Origin of the sequence: Chryseobacterium sp. WG14 (genome assembly GCF_024586945.1) — a bacterium.
Lineage (GTDB): Bacteria > Bacteroidota > Bacteroidia > Flavobacteriales > Weeksellaceae > Chryseobacterium.
Map to the genome: position 1 here is coordinate 239,279 of NZ_JALCZD010000006.1, position 24,210 is coordinate 263,488.

20 protein-coding genes and 1 tRNA gene are annotated in these 24,210 nt (G+C 36.1%); 6 read left to right on the top strand and 15 right to left on the bottom strand.

Annotated elements, in window-relative coordinates; translation table 11 throughout:
* Positions 1–70 precede the first annotated feature (70 nt).
* The 8 genes from MP478_RS12770 to thrA all read right to left on the bottom strand — a co-directional run bounded on the left by MP478_RS12770 (position 71) and on the right by thrA (position 10,699).
* Complete coding sequence (locus MP478_RS12770) at positions 71–2,152, bottom strand: outer membrane beta-barrel family protein (protein WP_230041218.1); 2,082 nt, start codon at positions 2,150–2,152, stop codon at positions 71–73.
* 1,381 nt (positions 2,153–3,533) lie between these two features.
* Positions 3,534–3,604 (bottom strand) — tRNA-Cys (locus MP478_RS12775).
* A gap of 58 nt (positions 3,605–3,662) precedes the next feature.
* Positions 3,663–4,172 (bottom strand): RDD family protein, encoded by a 510-nt coding sequence (locus tag MP478_RS12780; protein ID WP_230041217.1) that lies wholly within the window; start codon positions 4,170–4,172, stop codon positions 3,663–3,665.
* 40 nt (positions 4,173–4,212) lie between these two features.
* Positions 4,213–5,577, bottom strand: coding sequence for a DUF4403 family protein (locus tag MP478_RS12785; RefSeq protein WP_257200661.1), 1,365 nt, complete (start codon positions 5,575–5,577; stop codon positions 4,213–4,215).
* Between the two features lie 35 nt (positions 5,578–5,612).
* Positions 5,613–5,981, bottom strand: a complete 369-nt coding sequence (gene folB, locus MP478_RS12790) for a dihydroneopterin aldolase (RefSeq protein ID WP_257190907.1) — start codon at positions 5,979–5,981, stop codon at positions 5,613–5,615.
* A gap of 4 nt (positions 5,982–5,985) precedes the next feature.
* The gene (thrC, locus tag MP478_RS12795; protein WP_257200662.1) at positions 5,986–7,290 is read right to left on the bottom strand and encodes a threonine synthase; all 1,305 of its coding nucleotides are present in this window, start codon (positions 7,288–7,290) and stop codon (positions 5,986–5,988) included.
* Between the two features lie 17 nt (positions 7,291–7,307).
* The gene (locus tag MP478_RS12800; RefSeq protein WP_257200663.1) at positions 7,308–8,234 is read right to left on the bottom strand and encodes a homoserine kinase; all 927 of its coding nucleotides are present in this window, start codon (positions 8,232–8,234) and stop codon (positions 7,308–7,310) included.
* Between the two features lie 14 nt (positions 8,235–8,248).
* Positions 8,249–10,699, bottom strand: coding sequence for a bifunctional aspartate kinase/homoserine dehydrogenase I (thrA, locus tag MP478_RS12805; RefSeq protein ID WP_257200664.1), 2,451 nt, complete (start codon positions 10,697–10,699; stop codon positions 8,249–8,251).
* 344 nt (positions 10,700–11,043) lie between these two features.
* On the opposite strand from thrA, the gene MP478_RS12810 reads away from it, so the two are divergent.
* From MP478_RS12810 to MP478_RS12820, 3 genes are read left to right on the top strand one after another with little or no spacing between them, the layout of a single operon-like run.
* The gene (locus MP478_RS12810; RefSeq protein ID WP_257200665.1) at positions 11,044–11,238 is read left to right on the top strand and encodes a hypothetical protein; all 195 of its coding nucleotides are present in this window, start codon (positions 11,044–11,046) and stop codon (positions 11,236–11,238) included.
* Positions 11,239–11,289: 51 nt separating this feature from the next.
* On the top strand, positions 11,290–11,460 hold the full coding sequence (locus MP478_RS12815) for a hypothetical protein (protein WP_157969924.1): 171 nt from the start codon (positions 11,290–11,292) through the stop codon (positions 11,458–11,460).
* 43 nt (positions 11,461–11,503) lie between these two features.
* The gene (locus MP478_RS12820; RefSeq protein ID WP_257200666.1) at positions 11,504–11,701 is read left to right on the top strand and encodes a hypothetical protein; all 198 of its coding nucleotides are present in this window, start codon (positions 11,504–11,506) and stop codon (positions 11,699–11,701) included.
* Between the two features lie 76 nt (positions 11,702–11,777).
* Here MP478_RS12820 and nadA read toward each other — a convergent pair whose 3' ends face one another.
* From nadA to MP478_RS12835, 3 genes are all read right to left on the bottom strand, one after another.
* Complete coding sequence (gene nadA / locus MP478_RS12825) at positions 11,778–12,797, bottom strand: quinolinate synthase NadA (protein ID WP_257200667.1); 1,020 nt, start codon at positions 12,795–12,797, stop codon at positions 11,778–11,780.
* 95 nt (positions 12,798–12,892) lie between these two features.
* Complete coding sequence (gmk, locus tag MP478_RS12830; protein WP_257200668.1) at positions 12,893–13,459, bottom strand: guanylate kinase; 567 nt, start codon at positions 13,457–13,459, stop codon at positions 12,893–12,895.
* A 71-nt stretch (positions 13,460–13,530) separates the two neighbouring features.
* Positions 13,531–14,388 carry a YicC family protein gene (locus MP478_RS12835; protein ID WP_230041207.1) on the bottom strand — a complete coding sequence of 286 codons (858 nt, stop codon included), beginning with the start codon at positions 14,386–14,388 and terminating at the stop codon, positions 13,531–13,533.
* A gap of 94 nt (positions 14,389–14,482) precedes the next feature.
* Here MP478_RS12835 and miaA point away from each other — a divergent pair, with 94 nt between their 5' ends.
* Both miaA and MP478_RS12845 read left to right on the top strand, forming a co-directional pair.
* Complete coding sequence (miaA, locus tag MP478_RS12840) at positions 14,483–15,394, top strand: tRNA (adenosine(37)-N6)-dimethylallyltransferase MiaA (RefSeq protein ID WP_257200669.1); 912 nt, start codon at positions 14,483–14,485, stop codon at positions 15,392–15,394.
* Between the two features lie 146 nt (positions 15,395–15,540).
* Positions 15,541–16,173 (top strand): histidine phosphatase family protein, encoded by a 633-nt coding sequence (locus MP478_RS12845; protein WP_257200670.1) that lies wholly within the window; start codon positions 15,541–15,543, stop codon positions 16,171–16,173.
* Positions 16,174–16,250: 77 nt separating this feature from the next.
* On the opposite strand, the gene MP478_RS12850 is transcribed toward MP478_RS12845, so the two are convergent.
* The 4 genes from MP478_RS12850 to MP478_RS12865 all read right to left on the bottom strand — a co-directional run bounded on the left by MP478_RS12850 (position 16,251) and on the right by MP478_RS12865 (position 23,142).
* Positions 16,251–17,663, bottom strand: coding sequence for an efflux transporter outer membrane subunit (locus MP478_RS12850; protein ID WP_257200671.1), 1,413 nt, complete (start codon positions 17,661–17,663; stop codon positions 16,251–16,253).
* Positions 17,664–17,796: 133 nt separating this feature from the next.
* A complete protein-coding gene (locus MP478_RS12855) occupies positions 17,797–20,979 on the bottom strand; it encodes an efflux RND transporter permease subunit (protein ID WP_257190898.1) in 3,183 nt (1,060 codons plus the stop codon).
* A gap of 41 nt (positions 20,980–21,020) precedes the next feature.
* Positions 21,021–22,181 carry an efflux RND transporter periplasmic adaptor subunit gene (locus MP478_RS12860; RefSeq protein WP_257200672.1) on the bottom strand — a complete coding sequence of 387 codons (1,161 nt, stop codon included), beginning with the start codon at positions 22,179–22,181 and terminating at the stop codon, positions 21,021–21,023.
* A 364-nt stretch (positions 22,182–22,545) separates the two neighbouring features.
* The gene (locus MP478_RS12865; protein WP_230041201.1) at positions 22,546–23,142 is read right to left on the bottom strand and encodes a TetR/AcrR family transcriptional regulator; all 597 of its coding nucleotides are present in this window, start codon (positions 23,140–23,142) and stop codon (positions 22,546–22,548) included.
* A gap of 318 nt (positions 23,143–23,460) precedes the next feature.
* Here MP478_RS12865 and MP478_RS12870 point away from each other — a divergent pair, with 318 nt between their 5' ends.
* A complete protein-coding gene (locus MP478_RS12870; protein ID WP_230041200.1) occupies positions 23,461–24,015 on the top strand; it encodes a thioredoxin family protein in 555 nt (184 codons plus the stop codon).
* Positions 24,016–24,210 lie beyond the last annotated feature (195 nt).

Here is a 24,210-nt window from a genome sequence, read left to right on the forward strand (position 1 = left end):
GGTATTTGTTTGCAAACGGTTATATTTATTCGTAGTCGTGTATTGTGCACATACAAAACCGGAAATCATATTATTTTAATCTGTTTTTTTCATCACTGTTTCCTGCTTCTCTGCTTTTACCCCTAATATTTTTGTTTCCAAAGTTGTATCGTAGGGATAGCCTCAGTCTTCTGGTATCCGCATACACATTGTAGGTTTGGGTGATACCATTGGTGTATGTTGTGTTATCAGGATTACTTGTTTTTAAAATATCATCTATGCTAATAGAACATTGCAGGTTTTTATTGAGGAACAAGAACCTTAACCCGAGATCTAACCTCATCGACCCGCCTTGTTTATATATCAACCCTTTATTGGGTGCGTTGTAATTGTAATTAAGCTCTCCCGATACTGTTTTACTTTTATTAAGTACAAAACTGTTGTTTAGTGAGAAGGCGAAACCAAGCCCGCTTTGAGAAGGTACAGCATCTTTATACTGATCATCAATCTTGGTTTTTATATAATAAATATTGTATTGGGCATTGCTTTCTAACCAGCTCCATTTATTGAAAACATAATTCTGTGAAATTCCATAGGCATAGCTTTTATAATAATTTAACCTTGTAAAAACCTGAGTCAAATCATCTTTGACATAAGGGACCTGACTAAACCCGTTGCTTTTTAGCTGGGTGAAAAATGAAGTAAATAATTTTTCCTTATAAGTATGTGTCAGTTCAAAATTATGACTGATTGCTGGCTGTAAAAAAGGATTCCCCTCAGCATAAGAGTTGGCATTGAAATACCACTTAAAAGGGTTTAATTCCCAAAACGAAGGTCTGTTTATTCTTTTACTATAGCTCAGGTTGATGGTATTAGTCTCATTAATAGCTCTAAGTATGTAAAACGTTGGAAAAATTTTAAAATAATCATTTTTATATTCCGTATTGTTGGTGACAGATTTAGACGTAGTCTGGGTATATTCTGCTCTTGCCCCTAATTTTATCTGCCATTTTTCTCCAAAGCTTTTAGCAAGATCAAAATAGGCAGCCTGTATGTTTTCTCTGTATTGATAAGCATCAGTCTGTAACGGATCTACTACAGGAGTTCCAGTCGTCTGATCTATAAATTTTATGGAACTGTCGTTTTTTGTTGAAGTTAACTTCGCTCCATAAGTATAATTTGCAAACTTTGCAGGGTGGATAAAATCAATCTTAGCTGATAAGTTATTGATATCCTGTTGCCCTAGATTCTGTGCTGATAATTGTAACACATTGTTTTCATGCGTGTCAAAAAGCCTGTTTTTATCTTCCTTAAATTTGAAATAATCCAAATCAACAGAGAGTTTTTTTCCTAAAGAATCAAGATCGTGTGTGAAATGCAGGTTTAATGAATTGTTCCAGTTTTTCACATCTGTTTCAGCAAGCGTTGATAAAATTTTATTTTCCTGACCTTGTCTGCTAAGTAGGTTTACAATATTCGTTTCCTGGACGTCCGGTGTGGAATTATAAAATTGAAAAATTGCTCCAATACTTGATTTTTTTGAAATCTGATAGTCCGCTGATACTTTTACACTCTGAACATCTTTGCTGTCTTTTCTTTTCACTTTACTCATCCATAAATAGGATGGATATTCAATATTTGATCTCTCGGTTACATTTTCATTTCCTTTTTTAGCATCCAGCATGATTGAAAATGAGTATCTGTCTTTGTTATAGTTAAATGTATTCCCCAGGGATAATGCAGGATAGCTGGTTTGTGTATAAGTAGTCCTTGTACTGTTACTCCAGGAATTCTGTTTTGCTTTTTTCAGCTGAATATTGATAATACCACTGTTCCCTTCAGCATCATATTTTGACGGAGGTGTGGTAATCACCTCTATACTTTTTATATTTTCAGATGAGGTGGCTCTTAGATAGTTCATCAGGGCTTCTCCTGATAACTGAACCATTTTTTCATCTATCATAACAGAAACAGAGCTTTTGCCAATAATACCGATAGTGTTTCCCTGAATGGCAACACCCGGTGTTTTTTTCAAAACCTCTACCGCATCAGAGCCGGAAGCTGTTATTGAGTTCTCAACATTAAAAACCAGTCTGTCAACCTTTCTTTCTATAAGTTTTTTCTTCATGTTGATCTCGACTTCCTGTATTTGCTTTTCGACTATCTTGTTCACAGAATCATTTTTTTTCTGTTGTGAAAACATAAAAACCGAAAATATAATACTAAGAGTAGAGATTGTTTTTTTCATTGATATTAGTTATTTCTGATGTTGATATGAGGCAGATAAAAAAATCTCACTACATTCTTGCTTTAGACAAATATGCTGTAAGCTTGAATGATTATCAAGGAAATGCTTTATAAATTCATGAATTTATCCCTGCCTTTTGATAAGTTTATTGATTTTAATTATCTGTAAATGAGTGTGTTGTGTTGTTTTTGTTATGTTTTTAAATTTCTATTAAATAAAAAAATATCAAGGAAAATTTATGTTGTTTTTTGAAAATTTGGCTCTGTATTTACAAAAAATAACCATAAATATGGCTGTAAATTTTACATTGGAAGTACAAAAAAACGTAGCTGATTGTTTTGGAAAGATGAAAATAGCGTGATATACTTTTTATTGTTAAATAACCATATGTCTATTAAACCGATTTGTGCGCTGTAAATATTTTATTGATTTTACAGTAAAATAAATAAATTAATAACATATTAGTAATATTTAATTTCTCCCCCAATAAGTACTTTTGACAATCTGTGCACACATCTACGGTTCATTTTTGAATTAAAAAATAAGTACCATAAAATTAAAATTTAGAAGCAGGTGATTATCTGGCATGTAACTTGAATTAATACGATGCTTGATCTATCAACAGAGAATTACAAGAAATGATCAGTATAGCTTAATCAGAATAAGCTAAAATGTAAGAAGTTGAATTTTATAGATCAGGAATTTGCTATTATGACCCTGGTCATGCTTCAAAAATAGGATAATTTTTATATTTGATGCTTTGAAGATTATATTTCTGCCAATTAATACTTTGCCTGTCGGTAGTTTGCAAGGTTTTTCTTTTTTTGATGATTAAGATCATGGATTATAAGAATAATAATTGATATCTTTGGAGGAAGATAGAGTTTTCAAAACCTATTTTAAGTTATTGTTAACCTCCTGAATGGGAGGTTTTTTTTGTTTCCATATTTTATGACCTTACTCATAAAAGCAGTACTATAAAGTATTGTAATTTCGATAACAAGTTTTTCATCGCCCGTTTATTTGAATTGTTCCCCGGAGAAGTCCGGGGTTTTTAATTTTATGATTATACTCATAATTACCTCTCTCAATCTTTTTTAATTTTATAAAACATTATTATCATCCATATTTATCTTTTATCTGCCTCCCATTCTTTCCGGGAGGCTTTTTTTTGAAAACATTGATGCTTCAGGTTCTTCTGAATGTTAAAAGATAACAATTTTACAATATGGAAAAAGCGTAAATTTTTAAATATACTCGTTAGATCATAAAAAAACCTCTAAATAAAATTTAGAGGTTTTTGAAGAGGTACCTAGCGGATTCGAACCGCTGTAGATGGTGTTGCAGACCACTGCCTAGCCGCTCGGCCAAAGTACCATTTTTACCATTTTTGAGGTGTGCAAATATAGTAAAATTTCTTAATGAACAAAAGTTTTCAGGCAATTTCTTTCTTTCCAAGACTGTCAATTTCGCTTTTTGCTTGAATTTCAGTCTGATAATTTTTGATGTTAATAACTCTTGTTTCGCTCCATTTATCATGCCAGCCATTCTCACCTAAAAAAGAGAGGGCATCAAAAGGAACAATTCTGGAGATATTCCGGATAAGATAATCATTGAAGGTAGGTTCTGTACCATCAATACAAATAACTTTAGTTCCTGTAATATACTTACCGATGGATCTTCCTTTGGTAAAGTATTCAATAAGGAAGGTGTATATAAAATAAATTAAAGAGGTTATCAGTATATCAACAAATCTATTCATTTGTGACATTTTATAAATAATTTTGATGAAAAAGTCAATGTTTGCAAGTTGATATAGTAGGGATGAAATAAACCCAAGAGCAAGAAATGCCAAAGTAATGACAAGCCTGTCAATAACAAAATTAGCGAACCTTGTCCACTTTTGGGATCTGTTTCTATCCACAATTACTAAATATTTTCTCATAGTTGGTTATTAGTTTTTTATAATTAATTTTATTTGAAGTTTAAAATCCGTTGACAAGAAGTTTTAATGCTGCATTTGTATCAATTACAGCGGTAATTCCTGTGCTGTTCAGCAGGATTTTACTGGGTTTAAGATTAAAAACTTTTCCATTCATCTTTAACCCTTTATAATATTCTTTGTTAAAAGCATCTTCAATACTTTTTCTGGATGCTTCTTCCAGTTCCTGAGTTGGGATACCGTATTCCTCTTCAATCATTTTGACAATTTTCCCCTGAAATAATACGGAAGCTGTTTTTTGCAGGATATTGGTGGTTTTCAGTTTAAATTTGGTTTCTGATAAAACAATTTTTCTTTTTACTTCGTCATACACCGGAATCCCTGAAATGATAGCTGTTCCTTTGATGTAGCCGTCGGTTTGGGCTTCGAGGATAACCCGGTTGTCAACACCGTAGACTCTGATGTCTGTTACTTTTACTTTAGAATCCCGTATGTCAAATTCTTTATTTAAGAAAGTCTTTCTGGCCATGCTGCTGGCTTCTGTAAAAGGGATATTGGCTGTAGTCTGCAAAAGAAATTTATCTGCAACAGTAGGAGAGAAGTTGAAATTCGTTACTGCAGTTACAGGTTGAGAGGCCACAGGCTTACTTCCTGTAAAAGTTTCAGAATAAATATCCATTCCAAGTGTGGCATTGATCTGGTTCCCGTAGAATTTTAAAGGAGTGATATTGACCCCAACAGGGCTTATTTTCAGCCAAGTATTATATTCCTCAGAAATATTGAACGGCTGTAGAAAAGTATTCCAGGCCATTAATGCATATTGTTGAAAGTTCAGCTGGGTAGCCATTTGCTGATCAATGGTTTTACAGAATTTTTGCTGTTGTTCCCGGAGGCTTTTTTCAACAATAGGCGTGATAGGAATTTGTATTCTTCCATAATCCAGGACAGGTTTTGTAACCCATCTGAAGCCATTGGGCTGTGTATTGGTGGTAATGGTCCAGTTATTTTTTAAGCTTACTGTCGTATTAAAAGACATCACCGTTTCAAAGGTTGTATTTTGATACGTATACACGCCTAATGTTCCAATGCCTTTTTCTGCCCACACTTTTAAAGGAACTTCAATTAATAAGTTTTGGCTGGTTCCCCCTACCAGACGAATAGGCCTGGTTTTCCATACCTTTACTTTAAACTGGTCGTTATTATTATCGGTATAAGAGTCATCCTGATACACAAGCTCTTTTACCGAAGCATTGATCATATTACTAAGTTCCGAAAGAGGGATCGTTACCGGCATTGTAATACTGGATTTGATCTTTGGAAAATTGTAACTGGCTAATTGGTTATCAACGCTGGCCTGGCCAAAAGCATTGATACATGCTACTAAAAATAATATTTTAATGAATTTCAACGGTCTATCTTTTTTATGAAACGAAAATAAGAATTTTAATTTCCCGGTTTAAAACTTTTTTCAAGCTCAATGCTGGCTCCTCTCATCTCTCCCTGCATAGGAGGAGCCGTTTTGGTTACTCTGAGTCTGATGTAGTCAACCTGAGGAAAGTTGTCATGGATTTTAGATATTATTCTTCCTGCCACATGTTCCAGAAGTTTTGATTTGATCTTCATCTCGGTATGAATAATGTCATTGATATCTGCATAACTTATGGTGTCATTCAGATTATCGGATTCCGCAGCTTCCCAAAGGTCAGTGTGAAGCTCCAGGTTTAGAATATAATATGTTCCTATAATATTCTCTTCCGGGAGTACACCGTGGTAGGCATATATTTTTACATCCTCAAGATATATTTTACTCATTGTCTCAAATTTTACTAAGCAAAAATCGCTTTAATTCTTTAAAATCCGAACTTATTTCTACAGTTTTTTTCTCCTTTTTCATGAGGTCACTCAACGCTTCAGGAATTTCTACTTTTACAGCAGTAGCTTTTTCTACGGCTTCAGGAAATTTTACAGGATGTGCAGTTCCGAGAATAAATCCTTTCTTGCCAGGATTTACTTCTAAGTACTGTTCCAGTGAGGTGAAGGCAACGGCGCTGTGAGGTTCAAGAATGTAATGATATTTTTTATAAACATCAGCAATAGTTTCTAAAGTCTGCTGGTCATCTACTGAATATCCGGAGACTTTATTTTTTAAATGATCAAACTGATGATCAAAAAGCTCTAAAATCCTCACAAAATTACTGGGATTTCCTACATCCATTGCATTGGATAGGGTAGCTACTGCTTTTTGAGGGATAAAATTTTGAGTGTTCAGATAATCCGGAACTGTGTCATTTTCATTGCATGCCGCGATGAAATGTTCTGCCGGAAGCCCCCGGAAATGAGCCAGAAGCCCGGCACAAATATTCCCAAAATTTCCACTGGGAACACATATTACAGGTTTTTCAGTTTCATATTGGCTCCATTGTTTTAAGGCGAGTAAGTAATACATCTGTTGGGGAAGCCATCTTGCCACATTGATAGAATTGGCGGATGTCAAAAATAAATGATCATTAATTTCTTTATCTGAAAAAGCTTGTTTTACCAGGCTTTGGCAGTCATCAAAACTTCCGTTGATCTCCAGTGCTGAAATATTCTCACCAAGTGCTGTGAGTTGTTTTTCCTGAACCGGGCTTACTCTGTTTTTGGGATAAAGGATAACTACATCAATTTCCGGAAGCTTATAAAAACCATGAGCAACGGCACCTCCTGTATCTCCTGAAGTGGCAACAAGTACCGTCACTTTTTTTCCCTGATCTTTTAAAAAATAGGAAAGACACCGGCTCATAAATCGGGCTCCAATATCTTTGAATGCTAAAGTAGGCCCATGAAAAAGTTCTAAAATGGATATTTTATCGTTAATTTTTTTCAAAGGAATATCAAAACTGACCGTTTCTGAAACAATTTCCCACAATATCTCCTCGGGAATTTCATCTCCCACGAAATCTCTCATACACCTGTAAGCAATTTCTTCATGAGTATATTGATGAAGATTTTGAATAAACTCTTCTTCAAACTGAGGAATGCTTTCGGGGAAAAACAATCCTTTTTCTTTTCCCTGGCCTTTTATAGTTGCTGTTCTGAAATCAGCTTTTTCTAAGCTGTCTTTTAAATTATAATAGTTCATCTGTATTATATTCTTAATTATACTTTTTCAATGATTTCAATCCCTGAAGGGTTTATTTTGGATACATATACCAAACTTTCAATCCCTGCTTCATCGTAAACAGACTTCATCATCAGGGCAATTTCCTCTGCTGTTTCTTTTTTCTCGGCCAGCATAAAAATAGAAGGTCCTGACCCTGAAATTCCACCTCCTAAGGCACCGATTTCTATACTTTTCATTTTAATTTCATCAAATTTTGGAATTAAAATACTTCTGACAGGCTCTATAATAACATCATTAAGGCTTCTGCCAATGAGAGAGAAATCGTTATTCTGAATCCCAGCTATTAACCCGGCGATATTTCCCCATTGCTCAACAGCACTTTTTAAAGAGATATTTTTCTTTAAGATTTGTCGCGAGTCCGATGTTTTTACTTCAACCTGAGGATGTACAGCGGCTACAAAAAGCTCAGGAGTATTCAACGGGATGATGTCTAGAGGATGGGTGGATTTTACCAATGTGATTCCACCATAAATACAAGGGGCAATATTGTCTGCGTGACGTACTCCCGAAGCAAGCTCTTCTCCAAACATGGCAAAATGAATCATCTCATCCGCAGATAATATATTTCCTAATAACACATTGGCACCAAAGGCAGCTCCGGCGGCACTTGCCGCACTGGAACCGAGCCCGCTTCCCGGTTTTATATGTTTACGAATGATCACCTCAAAACCATGAGAAAGGTTAAAGTGTTCCTGAATCTTCAGCAATACAATGCCTGCCACATTTTTTAAAGGTTCTTCAGGAAGTCCGAAGAGATCTTCATGTTTTATAATAATGTCGGGAGCATCCAGTATTCTCAGCTCCATTTCGTCATAAGGATCATGTATAGCCATTCCTAAAATATCAAACCCACAAACCAGATTGGCCACTGTAGCAGGTATTTTTAATCGTATTCTTTTCATAATTTCTGTTTTTTTTAAATTGAGCGCATAATATCTGCAAAAACACCGCTTGCCGTTACCTCAGCCCCAGCCCCGGCTCCTTTTACCACCAATGGTTGTTCGGAATATCGTAACGTTTGAAAAATGACTATATTATCTTTGCCATAAAGATGAAACAAGTCACTTTCCGGAGCTACATGCTGTAACCCTACATTGGCTTTTCCGTTTTTAAACTCGGCAGTATATTTTAAAATTTTGCCGGCTTTTCGGGATTCATTAAGCAGATTTTTAAAATGGTCTTCATATTTTGTAAGCTTTTCATAAAAATCTTCTACACTTCCCTGCATACATTCTTCAGGAAGGAAACTGGTATTTTCTATTTCTTCAAATTGGAGCGGATATCCGGCTTCTCTGGCGAGGATTAAAATCTTGCGGGCTACATCAGTTCCTGAAAGATCAAGTCTGGGATCAGGTTCTGTGTATCCTTCTTTCTGAGCCTGTGCAACCACCTCGGAGAAAGTTCTGCTTCCATCATAATTATTAAAGACAAAATTTAATGTTCCGCTGAGTACGGCCTGAATTGATGTAATTCTATCACCACTCTTGATCAAATCACTGATAGTGCCTATAACCGGAAGCCCAGCCCCTACATTCGTTTCAAAATAGAAACTGCAACTGTGGTTTCTCGCTGTATTTTTTAATGTTTTATAGGTTTCAAAATCTGATGAGGCTGCTATTTTATTACAGGCAACAATATTAATGCTCCTTTTTAGAAGGCTTTCATAGACTTCCGGGATTTTAGAGCTTGCTGTAACATCTACGAAAACAGAATTCCGAAGATTACGGGATATAATTTCCTCTGCAAATCTTTGGGCAGAAGCTTTTTCACCCTGCTCTTTCCAGCCCGAATATTCCTCCCGGCTGATTCCCTGATCTGAAAATATCATATGACGGCTATTGGACAGCCCGGCAATTCTTAAATTGATCAGGAAATTTTCTCTCAGATAAGGATTCTGATTATAAATCTGCTGTATCAGTTTGGAACCTACATTACCTGTTCCACAGATATAAAGGTGGATTTGTTTTATTTCAGATTCAAAAAATTCTTCATGAAGGATATTGACTGTTTTTTTGGTGTCATTTTCTGAAATGACTATGCTGATATTTCTTTCCGAGGAGCCCTGTGCAATAGCTCTTATATTGATGCCATTATTTCCAAGGCACCCGAACATTTTAGCACTCACACCACTTCTGCTTTTCATATTTTCTCCTATCAGGGCAATAATAGAAAGCCCGGGTTCTATTTTTACCGGAGCAATTCTTTTTAGATTAATATCATCTGCAAAAGAAGCGTTGATGGCAGCTTCTGCAAAAAAAATATCCTTTTCATTAATGGCTATGGTGATAGAATGTTCCGAAGAACCCTGGGTAATAAGAATGATATTAACCTTTTCATGGCTCAGGCATTGGAATAGCTTTGCAGAAATCCCCGGGATACCTACCATTCCGCTTCCTTCTAAAGTAAGAAGAGCAATACTACTCATGTTTGATATTCCTACTGCAATTTGTTTTTCATCATTCTCCGAAGCTGTTAGATGATGGGATACCAATGTTCCCCGGGCATCAGGATCAAAAGTATTTTTGATTTTAAGATCAATATTTTTTATCATCACAGGTTGAATGGAAGGTGGGTATAGTACTTTAGCTCCGAAATGGGAGAGTTCCATTGCTTCATGATAAGAGATTTCTGCAATAGGTTTTGCATTGGATGCCAAACGGGGATCGGCAGTCATCATTCCGTTTACGTCTGTCCATATCTGAAGTTCTTCAGCCTGAATGGCCGCAGCAATGATAGAAGCAGTATAATCGGAACCTCCCCGTCCTAACGTTGTTGTATTGTTTTTTTCATCATGGGCAATAAAACCGGGGCAGATAATGATTTGATTCTGATGTTCGCTGAGATATTTTTCCAGATTGCCTCCTGTATGATCAAAATGTACTTTAGCATTGGTAAAACTGCTGTCGGTTCTGATCAGCTCTCCAGCATTCATCCACAGGCAGTCTAAACCTTCAGACTGAAGTCTTGCTGCAATAATATTTGAAGATAAAAATTCTCCGTATGAAGCTATTTTATCTTTTATTCTGGGGGTAAATTCACCTAATACAAAAATGCCATTATAAAAATCCTCCAGATCATTAAAATGTTTTTTAACAAAACTCAGCCATGAACTTTGTTCTAAAACAGGGATAAGCTCTTTGACCAAGATTAAATGTTTCTCTTCAAGATTCTTGATAAGCTGCAAGTAATTTTCATTTTTTTGAGAGGCATATTCAGCTGCTTTAATCAGCTGATCCGTTACACCATGAAGTGCGGATACTACAACGACTGCTCTGCTTTGCAATGATTCTCTTTTTATAATATTTTCTACCAGCAAAATATGTTGGGAAGTGGCGACTGATGTTCCGCCAAATTTTAAAATTTTCATCAATTATTTATTTAAGGTTGGATAAAACAAAATGTTTACTCTTTAGAAAAAAGAGCACAGGTACTGGAAATAATATGTGAAAATTTACCCCGTTATGGGGTAGTTGTTGTAGTTGTAAATGTAGAAACAGAAGATATGCCTGAAATAGGTAGTTTCAGAGCAGAAATATCAGATATGTTTCTTAATAAATTCATTTACAGGACAAATGTACAAATTAATTTGAAATGGCAAATTATTTCAGATAGTTTATTTTAATTCCTTTTTTGGAGAAATATTTGTTAAAATATTAGATTTAACTAATTAAAAATCTTACTTTTAGTGTATTAACCATAATAAAAATAAGCATGCGAAATTTAAAAAAAATCCACAGACAAAATCTAAAGTCTGTGAATGGCGGAGGTATTGGTGTTTGTAATGAATACTGTCCTGATGGACCGTATGGACCTGGCCAGCCAAAATCCTGTGGCGACTATCACGGGTTACCGGAGTGCTGCAAAGGTAGAGTGTTGGTAAGCTATGAGTGCTTTGATCCTCATTAATTTAATATAAGAAATGCCTATCTTTTTTACAAATCATTAAATAATAACATTATGAAAACAATTAAAAAATTATCAAGAGACGAGAAAAAAATGATTAATGGTGGTGCAACACAAATCCAGATTGAAGCATGTGGTGGTGAACAGTTTGTATGTTTTATGGGAGGCGGTAGATGGGGATGCTGGCTAAAACCTGGAGGAAAATGTTATGCACCTATGCTATAAGTAAAAAAATATTGTAAGCTTAACCTATTAAAATGAATATCATATGAAAAAGTTATCAAGAAATAAACTGAAGAATATTAAAGGTGCCGATTCATCTATTTGTGCAGGATGTCCTACTCAAAATAAGTATGGCCCTGGACCTGAATACAACCAAACTTGCGATAATTATTTTGCCTTACCCGAATACTGCAAAGAAAAGAATTGTGTAAGAGTAAGTATTTATTGTTTTGGAGATTGGTAACTGAAAACTGATTGAATTACTATCTCCGGATAGACGACGAATATAAAAAAAGCACTGTGACAACAGTGCTTTTTGCTTATTTTATGCTTTTTGAAAGATCAAGCATCGCCTCAATGGGTTTTAGTGCTCTTAACCTTAATTCTTCGTCGATAAGAATTTCCGGAAGTTCATATTTCATACACAAATACAGTTTCTCCATTGTATTGCGTTTCATATAGAAACATTCCGAACAGTTACAGCTTTCATCGAAAACTAATGCCGGGATCAATTCTTTATGAGGAGCACGTTTTCTCATTTCATGAAGGATTCCTTCTTCTGTGGCAATGATGAATTTCTGACAGTCATCTTTTTCTACATAATTCAATAGAGCGGATGTGGAACCAATAAAGTGAGCCAGTTTTAGTACGGCTTCTTCACTTTCCGGGTGCGCTATCAGTTTGGCATCAGGATTATCCGCTAATTGCTTGGCAATTCTCTCCATAGAAAATGCTTCATGTACTATACAGCTTCCATCCCAAAGGATCATATCACGGCCGGTTTTCTTAGATAAGTATCTTCCTAAGTTTTTATCCGGGGCAAAAATGATCGGCCGGTCGGTCGGTAATGCTTCAATTACGGTTTCCGCATTTGAACTTGTTACAATGATATCACTTTCCGCTTTTGTTTCTGCGTTACAGTTGATGTAAGTAGCAATTAAGGCATTGGGATGCTGCTCGCGCATTTTTCTCAATCCTTCTCCGGAACATCCATCTGCCAAAGAGCATCCTGCCAGAGTGTCTGGAAGAACTACTTTTTTAGTTGGGTTCAGAATTTTTGCAGCTTCTGCCATGAAATGCACTCCACAGAATACAATCATATCAGCATTTGTATCTTTAGCCTGCCTTGCCAGCTGTAAAGAATCTCCAAGGAAATCAGCAATATCCTGAATTTCTCCCGGTTGGTAATAGTGGGCAAGAATGACAGCATTCTTCTCTTCTTTAAGTTTAAGAATGGCTTTTACCAATTCTTCACCCTGAGGAATTGCTATATCCTTTATATCCAGAAATCCCTTTACAGGAATTGCAGATTTAGCTTTTTCTAATGTTTCGGTACTCATATCAACCTCAATTTTTTTCTTTATAGAAGGTATAGGTAGATTGTAGTCTGTAAAAAGTGATCCACATATTTTTAACTGACTTCTATGTCTACATTCTAGTTTCTTTCTATAAAACTTTTTATTAAACTTTCTATTTCTATTTTAGCTTGGTCAAGATCACTGTTGATGACGATCTTGTCAAAATCCTTTGCATAGGACATTTCTTCTTCTGCCTTTGCTACGCGGGTTTTGATGGTTTCAGCATCATCTGTATTTCTTGAAATCAATCTTCGTTCCAATTCTTCAATGGAAGGGGGTTCTATAAAAATAGACAGTGCTTTCTCACCAAAATATTTTTTTAAAGAAATCCCTCCTTTTACATCTACATCAAAAATAACAACTTTTCCCTGATTCCAGATTTTTTCTACCTCAGATTTTAAAGTACCGTAATATTTATCAGTATATACTTCCTCATATTCTACAAAAGCTCCTTCTGCAATTTTCTGTCTGAACTGATCAGGAGTTAAAAAATGATAATCTACTGCATGAACCTCACTTCCTCTCGGTTGTCTTGTTGTACAGGAGATTGAAAACTTCAGCTCCGGAAATGTTTCCAAAGAATACTTTACCAATGTAGTTTTTCCGCTCCCGGATGGTGCTGAAAATATAATTACTTTATCCATTTAGATTTTAGAGATTTTTAGATGAGAGACAGGAGACCAAATCTCTCATCTCATGTCTATAGGTCTATCGTCTATAATACGTTTAACGTCTGTTCTTTAATTTTTTCCAAATCATCTTTCATCATAACCACAAGTTTCTGAATTTGGGCATGATTGGCTTTTGAACCTAATGTGTTGATCTCTCTTCCGATTTCCTGAGAAATAAAGCCCAGTTTTTTTCCATTGAAAGATTCATTATCCATTACTTCTTTATAATATTTCAAATGTTGGGTAAGTCTTACCTTTTCCTCTGAAATATCAAGCTTCTCTGTGAAGTAAGCCATTTCCTGGTAGAAACGTGTTTCATCTACATTTTCAAATTCTTTCAAAGATTTCTGATAACGTTCTTTCACACTGATAATTCTTTCTTCTTCAAAAGGAATCACTTCACCAAGATATTTATCAATATTCTGGATGTTTCTGTTTAATTCTTCATGTAAAATGCTTCCTTCAGTTTTTCTGAACTCTTCAAAACGGTCAATAGCTGCACTGACAATTTTTGCCAAAGCTTCCCATTCCCCATCTGTAAGTTCATCAGGTCTTGAAGTAATGGCATCAGGAAGTCTTACTGCCATTTTAAGATATTCATAATCAGGCCCGTCTGAAGTAATGGTTTTAAGTTCATTGATGTATGAATCAATTAAATTTTTATTGATTTTTACATCGTTAGACTCTTCCAGGTTCTCCAGATTAACGTAGCAGTCTACCTTTCCACGGATAATTCTATCGTTAAGAATTTTTCTGATTTCAAATTCTTTTTCTTTATAACGTAAAGGAATCTTGATATTTAAATCAAAGCTCTTGCTGTTCAATGATTTAATATCTATTGTTATTTTTTTTCCTTCAAAAACACCTTCGGCTCTACCGAAGCCAGTCATTGATAAAATCATAGTTTTTTATTGTTCTACAAAGATAAACATTTAAATTAGCACTGTGAAATCTGTAAAGATTCTATCTGACCGATAAAATAATGAATGTGAACTGATGAAAAATTTGATTTCTGTAGTAGGACCCACCGGAATTGGTAAAACAAGATTGGCAATTGACCTGGCTCAATATTTCAATACAGAGATTGTTTCCTGTGATTCCAGACAGTTTTTTAAAGAAATGAAAATTGGGACAGCTTCTCCTTCTGAAGAGGAACTGGCTGAAGCTCCTCATCATTTTATAGGGAATCTTTCCGTTGAAGAATATTATTCTATCGGGCAATATGAAGAAGATGCTTTGCAAAAACTTAATGAACTTTTTAAAGATCACGATACCGTAATTCTTGTGGGTGGCAGTATGATGTATGAAAAAGCAGTGATTGAAGGCTTAAATGATCTGCCGGAAGCTAATCTTGAAAACCAGGAAAAGCTTCAGGGAATAATGGAGCAGGAAGGTATAGAAAAGCTTCAGGAGATTTTAAAAGAGCTTGATCCGGAGTATTTTGAAGTAGTGGATGTTCACAACCACCGGAGACTTCTTCGTGCCATTGATGTGATCTGGCAGACTCAAAAAAAATATTCTGAACTGATTGCCACTTCCCAGGATTCCAGAGATTTTAAGGTGATCAGAATTGGAATAGAGGCTCCAAGAGAAGAATTGTATGACAGAATCAACCGCAGGGTAGATATAATGATGGAGAAAGGCTTACTGAAAGAGGTGAAAGGGCTTGAAAAATTCAAAGGGCTGACAGCTTTAAATACGGTAGGCTATGCTGAATTATTCAAATACTTTGACGGAGAATGGGATCTGGATTTTGCGGTATCTGAAATTAAAAAAAACAGCCGCAGGTATGCTAAACGCCAGCTGACCTGGTATAGAAAAGCAGATGATATCTACTATTTATCATTAGGTTACAGCCAAAATGATTTCAATAATTTAATTGAATATCTTTCTATTCAAAATATATAATGGGATAATATTGATTTTAGAGAAATACTTAATATATCATTGATATAATCATTATTTTTTTTCGTAATTAGCTTTATATGTGTTTTTTATATTAAATTTCCTTACTAATACATAAGAGATTTTTAAAAACACAATTTAACACCATTATGAAGAAATTAATTATTTCAGGATTGGCATTTATTATGGTCTTTTTCACAAGTTGTGAAAGAGTTTCCAGCCAGGAAAATCAACAAGGTACCGCAGAAAACCACATTGCGAATACAGCTATGCGAACTGAGAATCCATTAGGCATTCCTCTTCCGTCAGAAATCAGCAGCACAGAAACGGTATGCATTCTATTGAGACATGCAGAAAAAGAAAATTTTGGAACTGATCCTAATCTTACCAGTGCCGGGAAGTTGAGGGCAGATGAATTAAAGCGCTTATTGGAAAATGTTCATATAGATAATATTTATACCACCCCATATAACCGCACCCGGCAAACAGCCAGCCCACTAGCGGTGAGCAAAGGAATTACGATTAAAGAATATACACCGGCTACTACCATTGCTGCTACTCAATTATTTATCAACAGCATTCTTGCCCAAAATCAGGGGAAAGTTGTAGTTATTGTTGGGCATTCAAATACAGTTCCTGATATGGTAAAAGTATTGAGTAATAACACATTGAATGTGACAATTAGTGAAACCCAGTTTGATAATATATTTATTACAAAAAACTCTGCTACAGCGGGATCCGTATTTGCAGTTCAAAAAAAATATGGTCAAAGCACACCCTGATCTATCAGAACATTATGGGTTTAAATAAAAATGCAGTCCTGAAAGAGGACTGCATGATAACAATATAATTTAATTTACTACTTCCAACCGCCACCAAGCGCTCTGTATAAATCTACAATGCTGCTTAATCTCTGTCTTTTAATGGAAGCCAGATTCAGCTCTGCCTGAAGTGAGTTGCCCTGTGCGGTAATTACTTCGAGATAATTGGCTGAACCTCCTCTATAAAGAAGCTGTGCACTTTTAATTCCGTCTTTTAATGTAGTAGACTGTTCCGTTGCTTTTTGTTCCTGGATTTTTAAATTTTCATTAGAAACCAGGGCATCAGAAACTTCACCCACGGCATTCAATACCGATTGGCGGAAGGCCAAAACATTTTTTTCTCTTTGAATTTTGGCTACTTCGAGATCCGTTTTCAGTTGCCTTTTCTGGAAAATAGGTTGGGTAATTCCTCCTAAAACAGATCCGAATAATGATGCCGGAATCTGAAACCAGTTATCAAATTTGAAGGAATTGACCCCTCCGTTAGCTGTAATCTTTAAGGCAGGATACATATTGGCCTGTGCAATTCCGACAAAAGCATTGGACTCCAGTAAAACAAGCTCCTGCTGGCGTACATCTGGTCTGCGGCTTACCATAGCTGCCGGAAGACCGGTAGTTATATTCTGTGGTAAAGATGTATCAACCATTTCAATCGTTCTGTTTATTTTACTAGGGATTTCTCCTACCAAAATACTTAGAGCATTTTCCTGAATAGCAATATTCTGTTCCAATTGAGAAATCAGCAGTTCTGTTGCCTGCTTCTGCGCTGCAGACTGTTGTACCCCTAAAGAAGTAGTATCACCGCTTTCCCACATTTTCTGGGTAATCAGCAATGTATTACTACTCAATTCCAGATTGGATTTTGCAATTACCAGTTGTTTATCAAGCATCAGCAGGTTATAATATCCCTGAGCAATAGCTGCTACAACCTGGGTCTGGATAGCTTTTGAGCCTTCATAAGTCTGCAGATACTGCATTCTTGAAACTTCCTGCTGGTTTTTGATCTTCCCCCAAATATCAGCTTCCCATGAAAGGTTGAATGCTGCATTATAATCCTCAACATGACTTTGTCCTAAAAATAAATTTAAGCTTTGCCCGTTCATGCTGTTTTTGGATGGTTTAGAAATCTGACCGGACACTCCAAAACCCACATCAGGATATTGCATATATTTTGCCTGTTTCAATTTTGCCTGTGAAGCGGCAACCTGCTTTAATGCAATCTGAAGGTCATAATTATTTTTAATTCCTTTTTCAATCAACCCCTGTAAAATAGAGTCACTGAAAAATTCTTTCCATTCCAGGTTGGCAATGCTTGCCGTATCAGCAGTTGCTGTATACTGGAACTTTTCCGGAAGCGGAAGGTCCGGTTCTGTGTATGCCAGTTTGGACACACACGAAACAGAGCCTAAAGCCAGTGCAAACGTTAATATAATATTTTTTACTCTTTTCATTGTTTAATAGGCTTTTAAAGGATACAAAATTCTTAGGGACAGTTTATAGAGGTACAGCTTGTAGTTTAAAATAATTAAAGTGTACCCTTTTGTTACGTTATTGTTTCTATATCCCTAAGATTTGTCAATAATTTTAATGAACAGCTGGTAAAGCCTGCTCTTGCTGTAGTTTTTTCTGAAGTCTTTTCTTTTTTCTGCTTGGCATTTTTTCATGCAGATATTGGAAGATCACATACATTACCGGGATAATGAAAATTCCGAAAATAACTCCTGTAAGCATTCCTCCTACAGTACTGTACCCGATGGAATGGTTTCCTTTTGCAGAAGCACCCTGTGTCCATACTAATGGAAGCATACCCACGATAAAGGCAAAAGAGGTCATTAAGATGGGTCTTAAACGTAATCTTGAAGCCTGAAGAGCCGATTCAATCAGTGATTTTCCTGCATTTCTTCTCTGAACAGCAAATTCTACAATCAGGATGGCATTTTTTGCCAAAAGCCCTACAAGCATGATGAGTCCTACCTGCACATAAATGTTATTATCAATTCCGGCTAATCCTGTGAAGGCAAATACCCCAAAGACTCCTGTAGGAATGGTAAGGATAACGGCAAACGGAAGAATATAACTTTCATACTGAGCTGCCAGCAGGAAGTATACAAAGAGGATACTTAAAAGGAAGATAAATACAGTTTGTCCACCTGTTTTAATCTCTTCACGGGTAATTCCTGTCCATTCATAGCCATAGCCTCTGGGAAGGGATTTCTGTGCTACCTCTTCTACAGCCTTAATGGCATCACCGGTACTGTATCCAGGTTTTGGCGTTCCATTAATAGTTACGGCATTGAAAAGGTTATTTCTTGTTACGGTTTCAGGGCCAAAAGTTCTTTTTAAAGTAACCAGGGTCTTGGCAGGAACCATTTCTCCGGATTTATTTTTAACATAAATTCCTTCTAAAGAGTTAATATCCGTACGATAAGGAATATCTGCCTGGGCCATTACTCTGTAATATTTACCAAACCTGTTGAAATCCGAGACAAAGCTACTTCCATAATAAATCTGCATAGTCTGCATCAATTCAGTTATAGAAACTCCAAGCTGGTTGGCTTTGTCTGTATCTACATCAATAGTATACTGTGGGTTTCCGGCGGCATACGTTGTAAAGGCAAATGCAATTTCCGGACGTTTCATCAGTTCTCCGATGAATGCCTGTGTGGTGGTTCCCAATTGTTCAAAAGTACCGTTTGTCTTATCCTGAAGCATGAATTCAAAACCGGAAACGTTACCAAAACCTTGTACAGTAGGGAAGTTGAAGAAGAATGCGTTGGCATCTTTTACCTGGCTTACCTTTCCTGTCAACGTTGCTGCAATCTGGTCAGGATCTTTCATATCCCCACGTTTGTCATAATCTTTAAGCTTGATAAAACCTGCAGAATAAGGAGAAGCATTGGCATTACTGATGAAGTTCATCCCGTCTGCTACCCAAAGGTGATTGGTTGCTTTTTCGCCGTTAATGATTTTATCAATTTGTGCAGTTGCTCTGTGAGTTCTTTCCAGTGAGCTTCCCGGAGGTGTGTTCACGGCATATAATACGAATCCCTGATCTTCTGTCGGAATAAATCCTGAAGGTGCTTTTTTAATCAGGAAAATACTTACCGCTGTAATAAGGACAAGACCTCCTACAGCCACCCATTTATTTTTAATTAAAAACTTAAGACTGTAAATGTATTTTCTGGTCATATTGTTAAAGCTCACATTAAATGCATTGAAGAATCTCGCTCCAAAACCTTTTTTATGACCATGCTCACCATGCTCACCCTGAGGATCATTTAAGAACATGGCACATAAAGCGGGGCTTAATGTCAATGCATTTACTGCAGAAATCAGGATGGCAATTGCCAGAGTGAAAGCAAACTGTCTGTAGAAGACCCCTGCCGGGCCCTGCATAAATCCTACCGGAATAAATACAGCACACATCACCAATGTAATGGAAATAATAGCTCCGGAAATTTCACTCATAGAGTTCATGGTAGCTTGTTCCACGGGCATGCCTGTATGTTCCATTTTAGAATGGACGGCTTCCACTACTACAATGGCATCATCCACTACAATACCAATGGCCAGTACCAAAGCAAATAATGTAAGCATATTGATACTGAAACCGAACAGCTGCAGGAAGAAAAACGTCCCGATAATAGCAACCGGTACTGCAATAGCCGGTATAAGCGTAGATCTGAAATCCTGAAGGAAAATATACACCACAATAAATACCAGAATGAAAGCGATCACCAATGTCTCAACAACCTGATGAATAGAAGCGTCCAAAAAGTCCTTGGAGTTATACATGATAATTGGCTTTACCCCTTTTGGCAGGGTAGTATTCAATACATCAACCTGTTTTTCAATTTCTGTAAGGATCTCATTGGCATTAGAACCGGCAGTTTGTAAAATAGCAAATCCTGCAACCGGTTTTCCGTCTACTCTGTTTGTTGCAGTATAAGTATAAGAACCAAATTCTACTCTTGCAACATCTTTTAATCTTAGGAATGATCCGTCATTATTTGCTTTAATGGCGATACTTTCGTAATCTTCATTTTTGTTCAGCTTTCCTTTATATTTAAGGATATACTCGTAAGTTTCTTTACTTCCCTGCCCAAGACGGCCTGGGGCCGCTTCAAGGTTGTGGTCTTTGATTGCAGCGAGAACTTCCTGAGGAGAAAGATTATTGGCTGCCAGTCTATCCGGTTTCAGCCAGATTCTCATGGAATAATCTCTTGTTCCAAATACCTGAGCCTGTGCTACTCCCGGAATACGCTGTATTTGGGGAATGACATTGATCTTCAGGTAATTTTGTAAGAAAAGCTCGTCGTATTGTTTCGGATCATCACTGGTAAGTCCCATAAACATAATCATACTGTTTTGAACTTTCTGTGTTGAAATTCCGGCCTGTACTACTTCCTGAGGAAGCTGGCTCATTGCTTTTGATACACGGTTTTGTACGTTTACTGCTGCATTATCAGCATCAGCTCCCTGTTTGAAGAAAACACTCAGTGTCATGGTTCCGTCATTACTGGAATTGGAGGTCATATAAGTCATATTCTCAACTCCATTCACAGCTTCCTCAATGGGGGTAGCTACAGAACGAGCCACTACTTCGGCATTCGCTCCCGGATAAAAAGCCGTTACCTGAACACTTGGCGGAGCAATATCCGGAAAGAGGGCAATCGGTAAATTAAAGAGAGACAAGGCTCCCAATAACAAAAGTATTATGGAGATGACCGTTGAAAGTACCGGTCTTTCTATAAATTGTTTTAACATAAGAAGTTTATTTTTTTAAGTCTTCTGTATTCGGAAAAGGACTATAAAGGTTTTGCTTTCAATAAGCTGTCAGACGAAATTGCTTTTGGCTTGATCGAAGCTCCATCCTTTAAGCTTCCTATTCCGGTGTAGACGATTTTGTCTCCGGAATGAAGACCTTCAGAGATGAAGTAATAGCTGTCTGTTTTTCCGGAAATCTTTATCGGTCTGCTTGTTACTTTCTGGTCTTTTCCTAAGATGTAGACATATGTTTTGTCCTGAATTTCAAAAGTAGATTCCTGTGGAATAACTACAGCATTGGATAATAGTTGAGGCATACGTACCCTTCCCGTATTTCCGGTTCTCAAAGATCCCTGTGCATTAGGGAAAACTGCCCGTACGCTGATAGCTCCGGTTGTTTTATCAAACTGCCCGTCTACAATACTTAGTTTTCCTTTTTGAGGATAGATACTGTTATCGGCGATTACCAGTTCTACCATTGGCATATTTTTCAGTTTCTCTTCTAAAGTAGCACCTGGATATTTATTTTGAAAAGCAATAAAATCAAGTTCACTTAAAGAGAAATAGGCATAAATTTCACTGATGTCTGATAATAAAGTCAATGGATTAGGATCTGTTCTGGAGATCAGGCTTCCTTTTTTATAAGGAATTCTTCCAATATAACCGCTTACCGGTGCTGTAATAGTTGTAAATCCTACATTGATCCTTGCGCTTCCTACTGATGCTCTGGCCTGGGCTGCCGCTGCAACCGCAGCTTCATAGTTGGCTTTCGCTGTTTTAAGCTGCACATCAGACACTACTTTTGCAGCAACCAATGGCTGAAGTCTGTCAACTTCTACTTTTGCTTTCTGTATATTAGCATGGGCCACTTGGAGATTGGCTTGTGCCATATTCATCTGTTCACCATAGCTTCTGGAGTCTATTTTAAATAAAGGCTGTCCGGCTCTTACATAAGCTCCTTCTTCTACATAGATCCTATCAAGATATCCATCTACCTGAGATCTGATTTCTACATTGTTTTTTCCTTCTAAAGCAGTAGGAAGTTCCTGATAAGTGGTGGCAGGAGAGGTGATAACGGTATAAACCGGAAGTTCAGGTGCTGGCGGTGCGGCGTTAGATCCTTCGGCAGCCTTGGTGCAACTCTGTAAAAGAATTATACTTGAGATAAGTACAATAAACTTTGTTTTTCCAGGTATTTTCATTTTGAGTTTAATTTTTTTAATGAAGTGTTAGATTTAAGTAATATTCCTTGTAATAAATGCTGTTTTTTTTCCTAACAGTGTTAATAATTTGTTCAAAAAAAATTACATAATTTTTAATGTCCGATAAAGTTGAATGTTCCCATAATTGAATTTTTAAAATATATATAATGTATGAAGGTGTGAGGTGTGAGTGTGTTAATTTTGCTAACGGTGTTAATGTTTAAAGAAAAAATCCTTACTTTTACCGATTAAATTGTATAAGTTTTACATAATAATTTTAGTTTTTAATCAGGTTTGAATGAATTATTTACATTAATTCAGTGTTAAATTTCCTAACGGTGTTAATTTTTAGCTCAAAAAAAATCTATAAAGATCTGATAAAAGACGAAACAGTTTCATCTAAAGATGATTTATTCATAGTAGACGGGATATCTGCCGTACGCATCATCATAATGGAAATCATTCCGTGAACTGCTGAAAACAGGGCATGAGACATATGACATGCATTATCCGGATTGGATCCGTTTTTCTTGATAATTTCATAAGTACATTCATAAATCATTTCCTGAAAAGATGAAAATTCTTTTTTCATCTGGCCTTTTCCACAGCACTGCATTCCCAAACCAAACATAAGCTGGTAGTATTCTTTATTTTTAAAAGCAAAATTCCAGTAGGCATCTACAATAGCCACAAGCTGATCCTCCGGACTGTCATGTTTCTTCTGAGCTTTTAATAATTCTATATGTAAATTGTGAAAGCCATCTAAAGAAATTTCAAATAGGATGGCCTCTTTATTTTCAAAATAATCGTAGACTACCGGTGCGCTGTATTCAATAGCATCTGCTATTTTACGCATGGATAGCGAAGCCCAACCTTCAGTTTTCGCCAATGTGAAAGCAGCCTGCAAAATATTTGCACGGATAGATTCTTTTTCTCTTTGACGGCGTTCATGTAGGCCCATGATATTTATTTACTAACAGTGTTAGCAAAACTACAAACTTTTGAACATAACTTCCAAATGTTATTTTGATTTTAACATTTAATAGATATTGATAGAAGTAGCTCAAAGCTGTAAGAATGGGAGCTAGAGACCTCTTTTTGAATGTAATTTAAAAATCTTATAAAAAATAAGTAAAGTGAAAATCAATACAATTGATGATCAAGAGTTTTTAAGGGCATATAACTTCCATCCTCTATTAAATAAAAATAAAAATGTCTTATTCAGAACTCAGTTTATTAATAAAAGAAATTTTTATCTTTGTGAACAAAGAAATAAGGTATGAATACTCCCTCAAATATGTTGGCATTAGGAACCAAAGCTCCCTTTTTTGAACTTCCAAACCCATCAAAAACGAATGAAATACAGTCTTTAGAAGATCTGAAAGGCGAAAAAGGTACATTAGTGATCTTTATGTGTAACCATTGTCCATTTGTTCTTCATGTGATCGATAAGATCAACGAACTATATGAAGATTATAATGATAAAGGAATTGAATTCATTGCCATTAATGCGAATGATATTGAAAAATATCCTGCTGATTCTCCTGAAAAAATGATTGAGTTCCAAATCGAAAAGAATTTTGATTTCCCTTATTTATTTGACGAAAGCCAGGCAGTAGCAAAAGCTTATGAAGCGGCATGTACACCGGATTTTTATTTCTTTGATGATAAATTGGACCTTGTCTACAGAGGTCAGATGGATGATTCAAGACCTGGGAATAATAAAGATGTAACCGGAGAAGATTTAATTATTGCTTTTGAAAATCTTTTGGCTGGTGAAGCACAGGAAGAAATTCAGAGACCAAGCATGGGATGTAATATTAAATGGAAATAAATAGGTTATTGGCTTTTAATTGCCATTTCTTATGTATCATGATATAAAGGCTGTTCTTTTTAAGGACAGCTTTTTTATTTTCTCTGTCCCGTCCTAAAATAAGTTGACAGAAAACCGACTTATTTATGAAAAAAGAAGAATCAAAGAGAGAAAAGCGAACGCAAAGAGATTACACAATGGCTTTTAAATTAAGTG

Excerpts from the sequence above, each read along its gene's own strand:
- MP478_RS12780 (WP_230041217.1), bottom strand. The coding sequence starts at position 4,172 with ATGAGAAAATATTTAGTAATTGTGGATAGAAACAGATCCCAAAAGTGG.
- folB (WP_257190907.1), bottom strand. The coding sequence starts at position 5,981 with ATGAGTAAAATATATCTTGAGGATGTAAAAATATATGCCTACCACGGT.
- thrC (WP_257200662.1), bottom strand. The coding sequence starts at position 7,290 with ATGAACTATTATAATTTAAAAGACAGCTTAGAAAAAGCTGATTTCAGA.
- MP478_RS12800 (WP_257200663.1), bottom strand. The coding sequence starts at position 8,234 with ATGAAAAGAATACGATTAAAAATACCTGCTACAGTGGCCAATCTGGTT.
- thrA (WP_257200664.1), bottom strand. The coding sequence starts at position 10,699 with ATGAAAATTTTAAAATTTGGCGGAACATCAGTCGCCACTTCCCAACAT.
- MP478_RS12810 (WP_257200665.1), top strand. The coding sequence starts at position 11,044 with ATGCGAAATTTAAAAAAAATCCACAGACAAAATCTAAAGTCTGTGAAT.
- MP478_RS12815 (WP_157969924.1), top strand. The coding sequence starts at position 11,290 with ATGAAAACAATTAAAAAATTATCAAGAGACGAGAAAAAAATGATTAAT.
- MP478_RS12820 (WP_257200666.1), top strand. The coding sequence starts at position 11,504 with ATGAAAAAGTTATCAAGAAATAAACTGAAGAATATTAAAGGTGCCGAT.
- nadA (WP_257200667.1), bottom strand. The coding sequence starts at position 12,797 with ATGAGTACCGAAACATTAGAAAAAGCTAAATCTGCAATTCCTGTAAAG.
- gmk (WP_257200668.1), bottom strand. The coding sequence starts at position 13,459 with ATGGATAAAGTAATTATATTTTCAGCACCATCCGGGAGCGGAAAAACT.
- MP478_RS12835 (WP_230041207.1), bottom strand. The coding sequence starts at position 14,388 with ATGATTTTATCAATGACTGGCTTCGGTAGAGCCGAAGGTGTTTTTGAA.
- miaA (WP_257200669.1), top strand. The coding sequence starts at position 14,483 with ATGAAAAATTTGATTTCTGTAGTAGGACCCACCGGAATTGGTAAAACA.
- MP478_RS12845 (WP_257200670.1), top strand. The coding sequence starts at position 15,541 with ATGAAGAAATTAATTATTTCAGGATTGGCATTTATTATGGTCTTTTTC.
- MP478_RS12850 (WP_257200671.1), bottom strand. The coding sequence starts at position 17,663 with ATGAAAAGAGTAAAAAATATTATATTAACGTTTGCACTGGCTTTAGGC.
- MP478_RS12855 (WP_257190898.1), bottom strand. The coding sequence starts at position 20,979 with ATGTTAAAACAATTTATAGAAAGACCGGTACTTTCAACGGTCATCTCC.
- MP478_RS12860 (WP_257200672.1), bottom strand. The coding sequence starts at position 22,181 with ATGAAAATACCTGGAAAAACAAAGTTTATTGTACTTATCTCAAGTATA.
- MP478_RS12865 (WP_230041201.1), bottom strand. The coding sequence starts at position 23,142 with ATGGGCCTACATGAACGCCGTCAAAGAGAAAAAGAATCTATCCGTGCA.
- MP478_RS12870 (WP_230041200.1), top strand. The coding sequence starts at position 23,461 with ATGAATACTCCCTCAAATATGTTGGCATTAGGAACCAAAGCTCCCTTT.